General features: G+C 63.5%; 18 protein-coding genes. 11 read left to right on the top strand and 7 right to left on the bottom strand.

The window, feature by feature from the left end:
* Positions 1–15: 15 nt before the first annotated feature.
* From alr to J2R99_RS12140, 5 genes are read left to right on the top strand one after another with little or no spacing between them, the layout of a single operon-like run.
* Positions 16–1,146, top strand: coding sequence for an alanine racemase (alr, locus tag J2R99_RS12160; RefSeq protein WP_307154735.1), 1,131 nt, complete (start codon positions 16–18; stop codon positions 1,144–1,146).
* The gene (gene radA / locus J2R99_RS12155) at positions 1,146–2,537 is read left to right on the top strand and encodes a DNA repair protein RadA (RefSeq protein WP_307154734.1); all 1,392 of its coding nucleotides are present in this window, start codon (positions 1,146–1,148) and stop codon (positions 2,535–2,537) included. The genes alr and radA overlap by 1 nt, the downstream gene beginning before the upstream one ends.
* A gap of 55 nt (positions 2,538–2,592) precedes the next feature.
* The gene (locus J2R99_RS12150) at positions 2,593–3,216 is read left to right on the top strand and encodes a CvpA family protein (protein ID WP_307154733.1); all 624 of its coding nucleotides are present in this window, start codon (positions 2,593–2,595) and stop codon (positions 3,214–3,216) included.
* 3 nt (positions 3,217–3,219) lie between these two features.
* Entirely contained in the window at positions 3,220–4,689 is a 1,470-nt protein-coding gene (purF, locus tag J2R99_RS12145) for an amidophosphoribosyltransferase (RefSeq protein ID WP_307154732.1), read from the top strand.
* 2 nt (positions 4,690–4,691) lie between these two features.
* Positions 4,692–5,438, top strand: a complete 747-nt coding sequence (locus J2R99_RS12140; protein WP_307154731.1) for an SDR family NAD(P)-dependent oxidoreductase — start codon at positions 4,692–4,694, stop codon at positions 5,436–5,438.
* 37 nt (positions 5,439–5,475) lie between these two features.
* Here J2R99_RS12140 and der read toward each other — a convergent pair whose 3' ends face one another.
* From der to J2R99_RS12115, 5 genes are all read right to left on the bottom strand, one after another.
* A complete protein-coding gene (gene der / locus J2R99_RS12135) occupies positions 5,476–6,882 on the bottom strand; it encodes a ribosome biogenesis GTPase Der (protein ID WP_307154730.1) in 1,407 nt (468 codons plus the stop codon).
* A gap of 20 nt (positions 6,883–6,902) precedes the next feature.
* Entirely contained in the window at positions 6,903–8,219 is a 1,317-nt protein-coding gene (locus J2R99_RS12130; protein WP_307154729.1) for a PQQ-binding-like beta-propeller repeat protein, read from the bottom strand.
* A 36-nt stretch (positions 8,220–8,255) separates the two neighbouring features.
* Positions 8,256–9,059 carry a tetratricopeptide repeat protein gene (locus J2R99_RS12125; protein WP_307154728.1) on the bottom strand — a complete coding sequence of 268 codons (804 nt, stop codon included), beginning with the start codon at positions 9,057–9,059 and terminating at the stop codon, positions 8,256–8,258.
* A 125-nt stretch (positions 9,060–9,184) separates the two neighbouring features.
* The gene (gene panB, locus J2R99_RS12120; protein ID WP_307154727.1) at positions 9,185–10,012 is read right to left on the bottom strand and encodes a 3-methyl-2-oxobutanoate hydroxymethyltransferase; all 828 of its coding nucleotides are present in this window, start codon (positions 10,010–10,012) and stop codon (positions 9,185–9,187) included.
* Positions 10,013–10,076: 64 nt separating this feature from the next.
* Positions 10,077–10,652 (bottom strand): NnrU family protein, encoded by a 576-nt coding sequence (locus J2R99_RS12115; RefSeq protein ID WP_307154726.1) that lies wholly within the window; start codon positions 10,650–10,652, stop codon positions 10,077–10,079.
* A gap of 411 nt (positions 10,653–11,063) precedes the next feature.
* On the opposite strand from J2R99_RS12115, the gene J2R99_RS12110 reads away from it, so the two are divergent.
* Positions 11,064–11,552, top strand: a complete 489-nt coding sequence (locus J2R99_RS12110; protein ID WP_307154725.1) for a YciE/YciF ferroxidase family protein — start codon at positions 11,064–11,066, stop codon at positions 11,550–11,552.
* Between the two features lie 84 nt (positions 11,553–11,636).
* On the opposite strand, the gene J2R99_RS12105 is transcribed toward J2R99_RS12110, so the two are convergent.
* A complete protein-coding gene (locus tag J2R99_RS12105) occupies positions 11,637–12,128 on the bottom strand; it encodes a class I SAM-dependent methyltransferase (RefSeq protein ID WP_307154724.1) in 492 nt (163 codons plus the stop codon).
* Positions 12,129–12,280: 152 nt separating this feature from the next.
* Here J2R99_RS12105 and J2R99_RS12100 point away from each other — a divergent pair, with 152 nt between their 5' ends.
* Together J2R99_RS12100 and J2R99_RS12095 are read left to right on the top strand one after the other, a co-directional pair.
* Positions 12,281–12,655: a Plus-3 domain-containing protein gene (locus J2R99_RS12100; protein ID WP_307154723.1), complete on the top strand. Its 375-nt coding sequence runs from the start codon at positions 12,281–12,283 to the stop codon at positions 12,653–12,655.
* 58 nt (positions 12,656–12,713) lie between these two features.
* Positions 12,714–12,887: a hypothetical protein gene (locus J2R99_RS12095; RefSeq protein ID WP_307154722.1), complete on the top strand. Its 174-nt coding sequence runs from the start codon at positions 12,714–12,716 to the stop codon at positions 12,885–12,887.
* Between the two features lie 272 nt (positions 12,888–13,159).
* On the opposite strand, the gene J2R99_RS12090 is transcribed toward J2R99_RS12095, so the two are convergent.
* Positions 13,160–13,528 carry a PH domain-containing protein gene (locus J2R99_RS12090; RefSeq protein WP_307154721.1) on the bottom strand — a complete coding sequence of 123 codons (369 nt, stop codon included), beginning with the start codon at positions 13,526–13,528 and terminating at the stop codon, positions 13,160–13,162.
* 182 nt (positions 13,529–13,710) lie between these two features.
* Here J2R99_RS12090 and J2R99_RS12085 point away from each other — a divergent pair, with 182 nt between their 5' ends.
* The 3 genes from J2R99_RS12085 to J2R99_RS12075 all read left to right on the top strand — a co-directional run bounded on the left by J2R99_RS12085 (position 13,711) and on the right by J2R99_RS12075 (position 16,130).
* Positions 13,711–14,250: a cytochrome b gene (locus J2R99_RS12085; protein WP_307154720.1), complete on the top strand. Its 540-nt coding sequence runs from the start codon at positions 13,711–13,713 to the stop codon at positions 14,248–14,250.
* 355 nt (positions 14,251–14,605) lie between these two features.
* Positions 14,606–14,989 carry an EF-hand domain-containing protein gene (locus J2R99_RS12080; protein WP_307154719.1) on the top strand — a complete coding sequence of 128 codons (384 nt, stop codon included), beginning with the start codon at positions 14,606–14,608 and terminating at the stop codon, positions 14,987–14,989.
* A 145-nt stretch (positions 14,990–15,134) separates the two neighbouring features.
* On the top strand, positions 15,135–16,130 hold the full coding sequence (locus tag J2R99_RS12075) for a CAP domain-containing protein (protein ID WP_307154718.1): 996 nt from the start codon (positions 15,135–15,137) through the stop codon (positions 16,128–16,130).
* Positions 16,131–16,238 lie beyond the last annotated feature (108 nt).

Below are 16,238 nucleotides of genomic sequence, written 5' to 3'. Positions count from 1 at the left end.
CGTGAGGTTGGAAACGTGAGCGAAGAGGCGGCCGCCGGGCTTTGCCTGACCATCGATCTGAACGCCCTCGTCGGCAATTGGCGGCGGCTGAAGGAACGCGTCGCGCCGGCCGAATGTGCCGGCGTTGTCAAGGCCGACGCCTATGGCACGGGCATTGCGATGACCGGGCCGGCCCTGTTTGCAGCCGGTTGCCGGACCTTTTTCGTCGCTGTTCCCGAGGAAGGTGCGGCTCTGCGCGCGGCTTTGGCAGACCAGGATCCCTCTGAGAGCACGGCGATCTATGTGCTCGCCGGCTTTTTCGCGGACGCGGCCGAGCTCTACCGCGAGGCCCGCCTTTATCCGGTGCTTGGCCATTTCGGCGAACTTCAGAGCTGGCGCAAATGGCAGGACCGCGACAAGGCCGCGCTCCACGTCGATACCGGCATGAACCGCCTCGGCCTCTCGCTCGCGGACACCGAGGCCCTTGCCGAGGCCGGTGGGCCGGGACCCGGCATCGATCTCATGATCAGCCATCTCGCCTGCGCCGACGAACCCGAAAAGCCCTTGAACGAGAAGCAGCGCGAGCGCTTTGCGCATGCCAAGGCACTGCTCGGCCTGCCACGGGCCTCGCTCGCCAATTCGGCCGGCATCCATATGGGTCGTGCCTACCACCACGAGCTCTGCCGGCCGGGCATCGCCCTTTATGGCGGCGCCTCGCATCCGGAGGCGATCTCCGACCCGGTGGTCACCGCGCACGCACGCATCCTGCAGGTGCGCACCGGCCATACCGGCGAGACGGTGGGATATGGTGCGCTTGAAACGCTGCGGCGGACGACCCGCATCGCGATCCTCTCCGCGGGTTATGCCGACGGCTATCTGCGCGCCGCCGGCTCCTCCGACACGGCGTCAGGTGCTCTCGTTTCCATCGGCGGACATCTTGCGCCTCTGCTCGGGCGGGTTTCGATGGATCTCATTTCCGTCGACGTCACCGACATTCCGGAAGGCCTCGCCCTGCCGGGGCAAAAGGCAGAGCTCTTCGGTCCGAATGTCGATATCGACGCCGTCGCCCGCCATGCCGGCACCATCTCTTACGAACTCCTGACCAATCTCTCCCGCCGCGCCCATCGCCGCTATATCGGCGGCGTCGAAAGCGGCGGCCCGTCCTGATGGCGCGCCCGAAGACGCAATATGTCTGCGTGAATTGCGGGGCCGTCTGGCCGCGCTGGCAGGGGCGTTGCGACGCCTGCGGAGAGTGGAACACGTTGCAGGAGGAAGGTCCGGCCGCCCCCGCCTCCACGGCAGCCGGGCGTGGCAATGTCGTTGCGCTGCGTCCGCTTTCGGGCAAGACGGAGAGCCCGCCGCGCCTGACGAGCGGCATCGCCGAGCTCGACCGCGTGACCGGCGGTGGCTTTGTACCGGCCTCGGCCCTCCTCGTCGGCGGTGATCCGGGTATCGGCAAATCGACCCTTCTCCTCCAGGCTGCGGCCTCGCTCGCCCGAGACGGAAGGCATGTCATCTATGTCTCTGGTGAGGAGGCGATCGACCAGGTCAGGTTGCGTGCCGAACGCCTCGGCGTTGTCGATGCGCCCGTCCAGCTCGCCGCCGAAACCCATATCGAGGACATTCTGGCGACGCTGAAGACCGGCCCGAAGGTCGATGTCGTCATCGTCGATTCCATCCAGACGATGTGGACGGATCTCGCCGAAAGCGCGCCCGGCACCGTCACGCAGGTGCGGCTTGCCTCGCAGAACCTCATCCGCCTCGCCAAATCGACTGGCGCCGTCGTCATTCTCGTCGGTCACGTCACCAAGGACGGCCAGATCGCGGGACCGCGCGTCGTCGAGCACATGGTCGATGCGGTCCTCTACTTTGAAGGCGATGCCGGCCACCGCTTCCGTCTTCTGCGTGCCGTCAAGAACCGCTTCGGCCCGGCCTCGGAAATCGGCGTCTTCGAGATGGCGGGCGACGGCCTGCGCGAGGTCGCCAATCCGTCCGACCTCTTCATCGGCGAACGCGATGCACGAAGCCCGGGAACGGCGATCTTCGCCGGCATGGAAGGCACGCGTCCGCTTCTCGTCGAGGTGCAGGCGCTCGTCTCCCAATCGAGCCTCGCCACGCCGCGGCGCGCCGTCGTCGGCTGGGACCCCAATCGCCTCGCCATGCTTCTGGCCGTGCTCGAAGCGCGTTGCGGCCTTCGTTTCGGCCAGTTCGACGTCTATCTCAACGTCGCCGGCGGACTTCGTATTGCCGAACCGGCTGCCGATCTGGCGATTGCGGCCGCGCTCATCTCCTCGCGCACCGGGGTTGCGACGCCGCCCGACAGTATCTATTTCGGCGAGGTCAGCCTTTCAGGCACCATCCGTGCCGTCGCACAAAGCCAACAGCGGCTGAAGGAAGCGGAAAAACTTGGCTTTCGCACAGCATTTCTGCCCGAAGCGGGCAGCGAGGACACAGTGACCGGGCTGGCTCTGGACAAGATCGCGACCTTGGCCGATATGGTGGCCGCCTTTGCGGCACGCGCCCAGGAACAAAGCGGCCGGGACCGCAACCATCAGTGAGCTCGGCGATGCCACGACGCGCCGTCATCTATCGCGGACGAGGGAACCACCTGCAATGCCGATAACGCTACTCGACGGCGTTCTCCTGCTGATCATGTTCATTTCCGCGGTTCTTGCCATGATCCGCGGCTTCACCCGTGAGGTCTTCTCCATCGCCTCTTGGGTGGTGGCAGCGGTCGTCACCTATATGTTCTGGCAGGACCTCCTGCCCTACACCCAGCAATATGTGGACGACCGCACCGTGGCGCTCGGCCTGACGGTGGCTGGCATCTTCTTCATCACCTTGATCGTCGTCTCGCTGGTGACGATGCGCATCTCCGACTTCATCCTGGATTCCAAGGCCGGTCCTCTCGACCGCACCTTCGGCTTCATTTTCGGAGCAGCACGCGGCCTCCTTCTCGTCGTGATCGCGGTGCTTTTCCTCAACTTCTTCATATCACCCGAGCATCAGCCGACCTGGATCGCCGATGCGCGCTCCAAACCCTGGCTCGATTCCATGGGTCAGGATCTGATGAATGCGCTGCCGGAAGATCCGGAAGCGGAGATCATCGAACGCTTCCGTCAGGAAGACGCCGAACGCCGCGCCCAGCCCGCGGGCAACAGCAGCGACGCCACCGGCTCGGCCGGTACTTATGATGCCGACGACCAGAACGCCCTCAACCGCCAGCTCTCGCAATAGGCCATGCAGATCCTTCCCGCACATCCCTTCCAGGCCGCCGGCGACGACAAATTCCACGAGGAATGCGGCGTCTTCGGCATTTTCGGTCATCCCGAGGCAGCAGCGCTGACCGCGCTCGGCCTGCATGCGCTCCAGCATCGCGGCCAGGAGGCGGCGGGCATCATCTCCTATGACGGGCGCCAGTTCCATGTGGAGCGCCACATCGGCCATGTCGGCGACAATTTCACTGCGCCGGAGGTGATCGCGCGCCTGCAGGGCGACAAGGCGATCGGCCACAACCGTTATTCCACCACCGGTGCGCCGGTTTTGCGCAACGTTCAGCCGATGTTTGCCGAATTCGCCGGCGGCGGTTTCGCGGTCGCGCACAACGGCAACATCACCAATGCCCGCACCTTGCAGCGCGACCTGCAAAACCGCGGCTCGATTTTCCAGTCGACCTCCGACACCGAGACGATCATCCATCTGATCGCCACGAGCCAGAAGGCGCCGCTGATCGACCGTCTCATCGATGCGCTCACCCAGGTCGAGGGCGCCTATTCGCTGGTCGCCCTATCGGAAAAGAAGATGATCGGCTGCCGCGATCCGCTCGGCGTGCGTCCCCTCGTCCTCGGCGATCTCGACGGCGCCCATGTTCTTGCCTCAGAGACCTGCGCGCTCGACATCATCGGTGCGCGGTTCGTGCGTGAGATCGAGCCGGGCGAGATGATCGTCATCACCGACCATTCGATCGATTCGCTGCGGCCCTTTAAGCGGGAGCGCCCGCGCTTCTGCATTTTCGAGCATGTCTATTTCGCCAGGCCCGATTCCGTCATCGCCGGCGCGTCGATCTACGAATCGCGCAAGAAGATCGGCATGGAACTCGCGCGCGAAGCGCCGGCCGAAGCCGATCTCATCGTCCCCGTGCCGGATTCCGGCAATCCGGCCGCCATCGGCTTTGCCAAAGAGAGCGGCATCCCCTTCGAGCTCGGCATCATCCGCAACCATTATGTCGGCCGGACCTTCATCGAACCCTCCGATTCGATCCGCCACATGGGCGTAAAGCTGAAGCACAACGCCAATTCGGCGATCCTCAAGGGCAAGCGCGTGGTGCTCGTCGACGATTCCATCGTCCGCGGAACGACTTCGCTCAAGATCGTGGAAATGGTGCGCGATGCAGGCGCCGCCGAAGTGCACATGCGCATCGCGAGCCCGCCCACGACCAACCCCTGCTTCTACGGTGTCGATACGCCGGAAAAGGCAAAGCTCCTCGCCTCGCGCATGTCGATCGAAGAGATGGCTGATTTCATCCGCGTCGACAGCCTCGCCTTTCTGACGATCGACGGGCTCTACCGGGCCGTCGGCGAAGAGGCTCGCAATGCGGAGCAGCCGCAATATTGCGATGCGTGCTTCACGGGCGAATATCCGACGCGCCTCACCGATCGCGAATCGGTCGGCACCGTCCGCCAGCTCAACCTGTTGTCGGAAGCCGGGTAATCATGACTGACAAAAAATCGCTCGCCGGCCGTATCGCCGTCGTCACCGGGGCGACGCGCGGCATCGGCTATTTCGCGGCAAAAGCCATGGCCGAAGCCGGCGCCCATGTCGTCGCCGTCGCCCGCACGCAAGGCGCGCTTGAGGAGCTCGACGACGAGATTCGCGCGGCCGGTGGTGCTTGCACCCTCGTGCCGCTCGACCTGACCGACGGGCCGGGCATCGACCGCCTGGGCGGGGCCATCAACGAGCGCTGGGGGCGCCTCGACATTCTCCTCGCCAATGCCGGCATCCTCGGCACCCTGTCGCCGCTCGGTCACGTGCAGGCGAAAGATTGGGACAAGGTGATGGCGATCAACGTCACCGCCAATTGGCGTCTCATCCGCTCACTCGATCCGCTTCTGAAGCGCTCCGAGGCCGGACGGGCGATCTTCATCTCGTCGGGCGTCGCCCACAGTCTGAAGCCGTTCTGGGGGCCCTACGCCGTCTCCAAAGCAGCGCTTGAGGCGCTGGCGCGCACCTATGCGCACGAGACGCAGAAGTCGCCGATCAAGGTGGTAATGGTCGATCCGGGCGCCATGCGCACGGCGATGCGGGCGCAAGCGATGCCGGGGGAAGATCCCGAAACGCTGCCCCACCCTTCGGAGATCGCACCGGACCTCGTGAAGCTCGCAGCACCGGATTTCGAACGGACCGATGTCCTCTTCGACTTCCGCTCAAAGGCTTTTCAGAACTTCCACACCCCGGCCTGACATCAGAAACCGAGCTTGAGAAGCGGCCGGTCGGCTCTCAGCCTTTCCTGCCTCTTCCCTCGTATGGATTCTTTGCGCCGCGCGTCATCAGCCGGATCGGCACGCCCTTCAGGTCGAAATCCTCTCTGAGCCCGTTGACGACATAGCGCTTATACGCCTCCGGCAACGCCTCAGGCCGCGAACAGGCGAGGAAGAACGTCGGCGGCCGGGTCTTCGACTGCGTCAGATATTTGATCTTCAGGCGGCGACCGGCCACCGCAGGAGGCGGATGGCGCGAAATCAGGTGATCGAGCCAGCGATTGAGCGCCGCCGTCGCCACGCGCCGGTTCCACGTCTCGTAGATCCGGCACACCCCTTCGAGCAGCTGATCGATGCCGGAACCGGTAAGCGCCGAGATCGGGATGAGCGGCACGCCGCGCACCTGAACAAGAGTCTCGCTGAGATCGGCCTGCAATTCGCGGCGCAGCCCGTCAGGATCGCGTACCTCATCCCATTTGTTGAGCGCGAGAACCAAGGCCCGCCCCTCGCGTGCCACGAGGTCGGCGATCTGCAGATCCTGCTTTTCGAACGGCATGGTCGCGTCGATGACGATGATCACGACCTCCGCAAAGCGGATCGCGCGCAGCGCATCGCCGACCGACAGCCTTTCGAGCTTGTCGATGACCTTCGCCTTGCGCCGCATCCCGGCCGTATCGATGAGCCGGAACGGACGTCCGCGCCAGGTCCAGTCGACGGCGATCGAATCGCGCGTGATCCCGGCTTCCGGCCCGGTCAGAAGTCTCTCTTCGCCGATCATCCGATTGATCAGGGTCGACTTGCCGGCATTCGGCTGCCCAACGATGGCGACCCGAATAGGTTTTAGCGTCCGGGTTTCTTCGCCAGCGCCTTCGACGGGTTCACCCTCGTCGTCCTCTTCCACCTCGTCTTTTGGAAGATAATCGGCAGCCTTGTCGCCGAGCGTCGCAACGACGGCCTCATAAAGATCGGGAAGCCCGACGCCATGCTCGGCAGACACCGCGACGGCCTCACCAAAGCCGAGCGAATAGGCTTCGAGGAGCCCGGACTCCGCCGCGCGCCCCTCCGCCTTGTTGGCGACGAGGACGACCGGCTTGCCACCCTGGCGGATCAGCCGGGCGAAATGCTCGTCGTCGGGCGTGATGCCGACGCGCGCATCGACCATGAAAACGGAGATATCGGCATCGATGATGGCCCGCTCCGTCTGCGCACGCATGCGCCCCTGGAGCGTCTCGTCGGCGGCGTCTTCGAGGCCGGCCGTATCGATCAGGATGAAGTCGAGATCGCCGAGCTTGGCCGGAGCCTCGCGCCGGTCGCGCGTGACGCCGGGCCGATCGTCGACGAGCGCGATCTTCTGTCCGACGAGGCGGTTGAAGAGCGTCGATTTGCCGACGTTCGGGCGCCCGACGAGGGCGACGGTCAATGACATCGCGGAGCGCACCGTCTCTTCTATTGCAGCGCCGACAGGGATCCGTCGCTGGTCACGATATAGAGCCTGCCACCGGCGGCGATGGGGCGCTGGAGACCCTTTGCCGGGATGGCGCGCTCGCCGACGATCTTGCCGCTCGCCGGATCGACGCCGATCAGCTTTTCATCGTTCGAAACCGCCCAAAGCGTCCCACCCGCGAGCATCGGCCCGACCCAGGTGGAGAAGAAGCGCTTCTTACGCACCACCGGCAGCTCGGTCTCCCAGAACAATTTGCCGGTGCGCCGGTCGAGCGCCACCATATGATCCTGCAGATCGATCAGGAAGAGCGCATTGCCGGAGACGACCGGCGTCGACGAGCCACCGAGATTCTGCTCCCAGAGCCGTTCGCCGTTGGAGAGCCTGACGGCGATCGTCCGCCCGGAAACGCCGGTGGCATAGACGACACCGTCGGAAACGACCGGGCTCGCAGCGACATCGGTGAGGCCCGAAACCGCGAGCGTCCGCGTCGAGCGGATGACCGCATCCGCCCATTTGAGATCGCCCTTATTGGCGTCGAACGCGATCACTTCGCCCGACGAATAGGGCACGACGACCGTATTGCCGACAACGGCCGGGCTCGCGCCCGAGAGCACGCCGGCATTTTCCGGAATACCAGGATAGGTCCAGGCTTCCGAGCCGTCGGCCAGATTGACGGCATGAAGAACATTGGTGGAGGTGACCACATAGGCTTTGCCCCCGGCCGCCGTCGGGGCCGAGCGTGCCGGCGCCTTGAGATCATACGACCAGGCGCGCCCACCGGTTGCCGGATCGAGCGCAACCATCTCGCCATAGCCGGTCGCAGCGATCAACATGCCATTGGCAAAGGCGATGCCGCCGCCCGGCGAACGGCTGTTTTCCTTCTCCGGAGCGAGCGAGACCGACCAGGCCTTGCCGCCACCCGTCGAAAGGGCCGTGACGGTCCCGGCCGCATCATAGATGTAGATGTTTCCGCCGACGATCAGTGGCGCGGCTGAGGCGCGCGCCGCGCGCTTGCCGCTGCCGAACACCCGCGCACGGAAGACCGTCTGCGAGGCATTGCCTGAAAGCGCGACATTGCCGGGCGCATTGGCGGCGTTGCCGCCGGGCTGCGTCCAGTCTTGCATTGCGCTTGCCCCCCCGACCGCAGGAGAGCCGTCGGCGCGGTCTGCATCGTCGACGCCAACGATCGCGCGGCGTTCGCCCGGCAGAACCTCCTCCTTGCTGCTGAAGGGGTTGATGAAGTTGCTGCAACCGGCAAGCAGCGCCGCCGTTAGAGCGAGGCCCGCAAGTCGGACCGCGAATTTCGTCTGCGTGGTCATGATTCCCGCCCGCTTTCTCGCTCGCTCAAAACGGCTCTATTGCGTCGATTGTGTGTCGGATTCGCCGCTGTTCGCATCGACAGACCCGTTTTCACTACTTTCCGCACCCTCTTCCCCGGATGCCGGGGCCGCAGATTCGGCTGCTCCGTCGCCAGAGGCAGCGTCCGGCGAGGGCGCAAGCTGGCCGTCGATCACGCTGATCATCAAGCCGGCGCGATTGCGCACGCCCTGCGGCGCCTGCACATCCTGATCGATGGCCACGAAATAATCGCGTGCCTTTTCAAGCGCCTCACGCTGATAGGCGACCATGCCGAGAATTTCCCGCGCCGTGTGGCGCCAGGCATTGCCGGCTTCGTCCAGAGAGGCGACGCGGCGTTCCGCACCGTCGAGATCACCGGCATCAAGCGCCAGGAACCCGGCCCGTACGCGCGCCAGATCGCGCATCACCGGCGCAACGCTGTCGTCGTTGGCGACCTGGTCATAAGCGGCGATCGCTGCCGTCTCGTCGGTCTTGGCCAGAAGTTCAGCGTCGCGCAGCCGGGCGAGCATGCCATAGCCGCCGCCGTCCTTCGCGAGAGCCGCAAGCGTTTCGCGGCCCTCCGCCTCATTGCCGGCATCGATGGCTTCGAGCGCCGTCAGATAGCGGTCGCCTTCCTCGGCGGCCTTCTTCGACTGCCACCACACATAGCCGCGATAGCCTGCAGTGATGGCGACGATCAAAACGCAGACGCCAATGATCACGAGGCCGAAGCGCTCCCAAAGCGTCTTCAGCTGCTCGCGGCGCATCTCCTCATCCACTTCACGGATGAAGTGGTCAGATGTACGGTCGTCGTGGGTCATCTACCTCTTCGGGGAATCGTCCCGGCCTGCCGATTATTGTTCAGTGGATTGACGTTGAGCCTTGCGAAGCGCGCCGGAACCTAGCCACTTTGCGCACACCGCGCAACGGCCGTCCCGGATCGCCCTCACGCCTCTTTCTTGGTCTCTTGGTAGACATGCTCCGGCCCCGGGAAGCGCTCTTCACGCACCGCCTCGGCATAAGCCGTCACCGCTTCCTCGATATGCGCCCTGAGTGAACCGAATTTCTGCACGAATTTCGGCACCCATTCATTCAGGCCCAGCATGTCTTCAAGCACGAGCACCTGCCCGTCGCAGGCCGGCGAGGCACCGATACCGATCGTCACCGCAGGGACCTTCTCGGTGATGCGTCGCGCCACCGGCTCCACAATGCCTTCCATGACGATGGCAAAGGCGCCGGCATCGGAGATCGCCATGGCATCGTCCTCGAGCGCCTTCTGACCCTCTTCGGAACGCCCCTGCACGCGAAAACCGCCCATCGTGTTCACCGATTGCGGCGTCAGGCCGACATGGCCCATCACCGGCACGCCGCGCTTGGTCATGAAGGCGACCGTTTCCGCCATGTGGGTGCCGCCTTCGAGCTTCACGGCGCCGGCACCGGTTTCCTTCAGGATGCGCGCCGCGTTGTGAAACGCCTGCTGCGGGCTTTCCTCATAGGAGCCGAAAGGCATGTCGACGACGACCAGCGCCCGTTTCGAGCCGCGCATCACGGCGAGCCCCTGCAAAATCATCATGTCGAGGGTGACGGGAACCGTCGTCTCGAGCCCATGCATGACATTGCCGAGCGAATCACCAACGAGGATGAAGTCGACATAAGGATCGACGATCCCGGCCGTATGGGCGTGATAGGCCGTCAGCGAGACAACCTTCTCGCCGCCTTTGCGGCGTGCGATATCGACCGCCGTCAGGCGGCGCGAAACCGTATGTTTGGACAAGCTGCCTCCTCAATCCGTCACTGTCTCTTCGAGCGCCCTCTTAGAGCGCCAGCGCAGCCCGCGCTCATCCAAGCGGCGAGACGCCGAACAGCCATTGATGCAGGAAGAGCAGGAACACAAGCCAAAGCGCAAGCCCGATACCCATACGAATAAGCTCAGGCTTCCACGGACCGGCCATGCGCACGACGCCTTCGCGCTTGTCGCGACGGCGCGAACCGGCGTAGTCGACGATCGCCCAGATCATGAAAGCGCCGAACAAGAGGATGTCGCCGAGACGGCCGTTGGCGAGGAGATGGGCGAAAGCCCAGACCTTCACGCCGAGCACCATCGGGTGCCCGACCGCCGCGCGGATCGGACCCGTGGAGCCGTTGAGCGCCACCAGGGCGAAGGCGACCGCGTTGAGCAGAATGGCAAGGTGGCGTGTCCAGATCGGCGGATACCAGACATCGATCGGGTTGAGACGCGTGAGGCCGTATCCCCACACGATGAGAACGATCCCGACGACAGAGGCGAGCGAGTAGACGCCCTTCCAGATCCCGTCGCCGCGCTCGGCGATCATGCGGTCACGAAAATCCTCTCCCCAAAGGCGCACCGAATGGGCGCCGAGGAAGAGGATGAGGCCCAGGATGAGAACAAACATGTGACGAGGCTCCTCAACGCCGCATGAAGCGGACCGCCGTCACGGCCCGCATAGAACGGTTCGAGATAGGGGCTAGCTTCTTTGGCTGCGACAAACAATGAGGCGGGGTGTCTCCCTGGCGCAAGCCCCTCACCTGCGCAGAAGAAAACGCACCGCACTGGCCAAAATTACTTGCGCGAAGCCGAGCGCGTCGGTGCACGCCTTCGCACACGTGCAAAGGCCCATGAAATCGCCATCCCCGAACACGTGACGAAACTCAAAAATATCGTTGTGCCAATTATTTGACACATTCACTGGCGGATTTCTGGCCTCTCACGACGGCTAAACGAAAAACGCCGTCGCCCCCGGAACGAGAGCCCGTTCCACAAGTTTTCCTCGTGACCTCTTCGCAACGAAGACAAGGAGACGAGAATGGCTATTCAGAATCTGCAAGAACTCTTCGTTCACACGCTGAAAGACATCTATTTCGCCGAGAAGCAAATTCTCGAGGCTCTGCCGAAAATGGCGGACAAGGCGACAAACAAGGACTTGAAGAACCTCTTCGAAACGCATCTCGAAGAGACCAAGGGTCACGTCGATCGTCTGGAGGCGGTTTTCGGCCTCGTCGGCGTCAAGCCGGAAGGCGAAACCTGTCAGGCGATCCAGGGCATCATCACCGAAGCCGAAGAGCTGATGAGCGAGATCTCCGACGGCGAAACGCGTGACGCAGCGATGGCCGCCGCGGCGCAGGCCGTCGAGCATTACGAGATCGCCCGCTACGGCACTCTTGAGTCCTGGGCCCATCTTCTCGGCCACAAGGAAGCCGCGAAGCGCCTCGGGGAAACCCTTGAGGAAGAAAAGAGCGCCGACGCCAAGCTCAGTAAGGTCGGCGAGAGCGAGCTCAACAAGAAGGCGGCTTGATCAGTCGAGCCTTCGTCCGGCACAGGCCGAACCCTGCAAAGCCCCGGCTCAGCCGGGGCTTTCTGCGTCTCGACTTTAGGCGACTCAGGCGACCTTCTGATAAAGAATATGCGGCGAGACGGGGGCCTCGGCCGGACGCTCGATCTCCGTAAAGCCCGGCAATTCGAGACGTCTGTCGCTCAGCACATAGCCACCATCAGCCGCCCAGGCTGCGACGAGCGGCGAAAGCCATTCGCGCGTCGCGAGATCGGCGGTCGGATCACCCGCCCCCATATCCGCATGAATGAGCACAGGTTTGGCTGGGACGCGCGGGTGAACGAGCCGCAGCGTGTCGCGCATATCGCCGACCACCATATGCTCCGCATCCGGAATACAGCCCGCATGGGCGCGTATGGATCGATCGAAGGCGAAGATGTCCCGCTGCGGAAAAATCTGGCGCAGATGGTCGAATGTGCGGCCATTGCCGAGCCCGAGTTCGAAGACCGGCCCTTCCCGCGTGTCGATCAACGCCGCCGCGTGATCGAGAAGCACTTTTTGCGCAATGAGGCGGTTGATCGTGCTTTCCAGGCGGCTCATCGGCATTTTCCTTCAGTTCGGCGCAAGCCCGCTGTGGCATGAACAGAGCTGCGCGCCAAGCCTGCAGAGCTGGCGACAACGAGCAGGTCTCCTCGGGAACCGGAGCGGCCCCGCCGCCATTGCCCATGAAGACCTGCAAATACAGGACCATCATGAGTGATTTTCAGATTCCGCAAGTCGGTCGACTGCACCACCCGGAAGCCTTCGTCACCGGCATTTTGCGCAATTTCGACTTTGCCTCTCAGGCGCTCGGCGCGGCGACGGACACATTGCAGCTTCGGCTGGTGAAGACCGAACACGGCCTTGATCCGAATTATCAGATCGGCACGACCGACGGCATCGATGCGGCGGCCTTTTCCGGCACGACGCATGAGCTTCTCTTCGACGACATCACGGAACGCATCGACGAGAACGAGCTCAGCCACCAAGCCTACACCCAAGAACATGTCCGCGCCTGGCTCGACCAGATCAACGGACAGACGGGCCAGGAGGAACCGCTCTTTCCGGGCATGGCAGGAGAAGGCTGAAACGAGGAAAAATTTTCCTCGCAAGAAGCCTCACCATCAGTGTTGGAAAGGGAACAGCATGAAGACGACGCAGACATTTCTCACGGAGCGATCCACCCGTTTCGACGGCAACAACGCGGACAGGCAGCTGGCGGCCAGCATTCCGCCGGTCGTATCGCGGGCAAAAGGTCGGGCGCCGGTCGGATCGGCAAAGGCCGCACAAGGTCTGACGAGCGCCAAGCCGGGCCTCTGAGCCTCTCTTTTCCGGCCGAGTTTCTCTTTTCCGGCCGAGCTTCATTTCCGGCCGAATCTTCCTTGCCGGCCGAACCTCTCTTGCCGGCAGAGCGCACCCGCGCCTGACCACAGCTGGAGAGGCCGGAACTGCATGAGCCGTACAAGCCGGGACGATCTCCCGGCTCTCGCTCGTTCAGCCGCAATTTCTCTCTCAAAGCGTCTCACGCAAAGCGCAGCCAGCAGGCGCTGATCGCGCTGCCGGCCTCGCGGCTTTGCGCCAGGAGCCCTCTCCTAGAGGAGCTCACGCAACCGTCCGGGCTCGGGCAAGCCGCTGACCACGATCTCCGGCTCATCGCCCGCGGAGTAGATCGTCACTTTGGCAGCGCCGACGATCCGGTCGACAAACGACTGGTCGACGTTCACAGAGCGCACGGAGCTGCGCTTCATCTCTTTGATCTGCTTGGAGAACAGCCCGACCTCGTACTGCACCTCATCGGCCGTGATTGTGAAGCGCTCCGAGCGCGTCTTGATGTACCACCCGAGGATCACGATGAGGCCAACGAGGACCGGAATCGTGACGACGCAGATGATGAAGAGCAGCGGGCTCGATTTGAACATCGAGGGATGGGCGGAATAAAGCGGCTCGGCTTGAGTGGGCATTCTGTTCTCCGGGGCAGGATGTCGCAAAAAGCGGTGGGTCCCAGGAAAAACGGCCCGATTTACGGCATGTTCCGCGATCGCTCCTTATGCCGCAGCTTTCTTCCTTACCAAAGCTTCATTGGCTGATATTCGCGTTCGGATATATGACGCCCGCATCGCCATTCCTTTAGGGAAGCACGCGCATGCAGGTTGAAGATACTCGAAGCGGTTATGGCGCGCTCTCGCTCGCCATCCATTGGCTTGCAGCCGCGGGCATCATCGCCCTCTGGCTCCTTGGAAATCAGATGGAAGACCTGCCCCGCGGACCGGAAAGGACCGCGGCGCTCGATCTGCACGTTTCGGTCGGTGTCGTCCTATTCGCCGTTCTGGCGGGACGGGTCCTCTGGCGGCTCTTCAGCACCTTGCCCGACAGTCCGGACGAAGCGCCCGCCTTGCGTATTTTCGCGCGCGCCGTTCAGGTCGGGCTCCTCCTCTGCCTGACGATCCTCATCGTCTCCGGTCCGTTGACCATCTGGACCACAGGTCACTCCCTGCCGGTCTTCGGCCTGTTCGCGATCCCGAGCCCGCTTGCCGAAAACCACGCCCTGCACGAGGTGTTCGAGACGGTGCACGTCGTCACGAGCAAGGTGATCCTCGTTCTCTTCCTGGTGCATGTCCTGGGGGCTCTGAAGCTCTGGGTCACGCGCCCGTCTCTCTTGCGCATGGTGGCTCCCGGCCGCTGAGAGCGCCGTCTCTTCGAAATCCCTCTTCATTGGACCAACTTGAGCCGGATGACCGACCGTCATCCGGCTTTCTTTTCTTGATATTATTCTATTCGTACGCGTGAATAAGACGCAGAGCACCTTGCCCTCCGTCAAGGCAACGCCACGCAGAAGGTGTATGTAGGCTTGAGGGGGCACGTGTCGGAAGGAGAGCGAAATGAGAAACGATCGCACCGCACCGAGACGGGCATTTGTGCAGATTGCAGCGCCTGCTGTGCTGGCTGCTGCAATGGCATTGTCGCCCGCATGGGCGCAGCAGGGTCCCGGTCAAGGCATGGGCCAGGGAATGGGTCAGGGCCAAGGCATGGGACGCGGCATGGGTCAAGGCATGGGCCAGGGCATGGCCGCCCGCGTCGACGCCATGGATACCAATGGCGACGGCGTGATTTCGCTGGGCGAAGCGACCGCCTGGCACCAGTCCGTCTTCGATACGATGGACAGCAACGGCGACGGCCAGCTGACGAAGGACGAATACATGTCCGTCCGCTTCGCCTTCGGTCCGGGCGGCGGCCAGGGCCCGCGTGCGGCCCAGATGACGCAGCGCAAGGAAGCGCGTTTCACGCAGGCCGACACCAACAAGGATGGTCGCCTGTCGCAGGACGAGTTCATGGCCTCGGGCAAGAGCCGTTTTGCCGCGGCGGACTACAACAAAGACGGCCGCGTGACGCCGGCGGAGTTTGCGGCATCCCGCAATTTCTGAGCGTCGAGGCAGCTTCCATCTGACGTCGATCCTGCCGCCCACGCGGCAGGATCCAAGTCTCGAACGACACTTGGTCGCCGTTCCCACGGAGCATGGCGTCATCTGAAGTGTTGACCCCTGGTCAACACTCCGTCCAAGGCATGCCATGTTTCATTCCGCCCTCCTCACCGCACGCGCCCTTTCACTCGCGCTTCTCTTCTCCTTCGCCGGCGTCTTCGATACGGCTGCGGCCCAGACACCGGCAGAGACACCGGCCAGGACACCGGCCGCGAGACCGAACGAGATGGATGCTCTGCGGCAGGAGAGCCTGCGTCTCGTCAACGAAGCCCGCGCTGAGGCCAGTCTCCCGCCGCTCACGCTGAGCGAGACCTTGAACCAGGCGGCACAGGCTCACGCGCGTGACATGCTTGAGCGGAATTACTACAGCCACACCACGCCCGAGGGACGCACCGTCATGGACCGCTATCAGGCGGCAGGCGGCAATCCCGGTCGGCTCGTCGCCGAGAATATTGCCAAATGTAGCGGCTGCGCGGTTCCGGCCGATGCCGCGGCGGTTGCAGATCTCCACGAAGGCTGGATGCAAAGCCCAAAACACCGCGCCAACATCCTGCGCAAGGGCCTCACAGAATATGGCTTCGGCCTTGCGGAAAATGCCGATGGGCGCCGCTACGCGGTACAGAATTTCGCCGGTCCCGGCACACCGCGGACAAGTGGGGCGGATGGAGATGCAGGAGCAGCCGAACCGCTCGCTCCAGAAGCTCAGACGGAACTGGCCGCAGAACTCATCAATGCGGCCCGTTCAGACGAAAAGAGCGTCTTTGCCGACGATGCTCTGGTTGCGACGGCATCTGAGATGTTGCCCGAGACAGTGAAAGGTGCGTCGCTCGACGATCTCCGCAACCTTCAAAACGCATTGCCGGCCGAGACGACCTTTCGGCGGTTCCGGGTGGTGGCTGGAAGCTGCAGCGGATGCGGGGCAGAGGCGACGGATGCGGACGTGCGCTTCTTCATCGGACAATGGCTCAAAAACGACGACTACCGAGAGATGCTTCTCAATAATGCGTTGACAGGAATTGGGCTGGTCATTGTCGCCGATGGTGAAGGCAAGAAGATAGCCGTTGCGATTCTTGCCGGCGAATAGGGCTTTGTGTGCCGCGCCAAGATATTCCCGCCGCGGCTTGCCGAAGCGTTAAGCCCCGCACCAGCTTTCGCAGGCAATGGAGGCAGTGGATCAACTGAATGGCACCCC

Source organism: Rhodopseudomonas julia (assembly GCF_030813515.1).
GTDB classification, from domain to species: Bacteria; Pseudomonadota; Alphaproteobacteria; order Rhizobiales; family Afifellaceae; genus Afifella; species Afifella julia.
The sequence above is the reverse complement of the archived record's forward strand: the minus strand, read 5'-3'. Positions and strand labels throughout refer to the sequence as shown.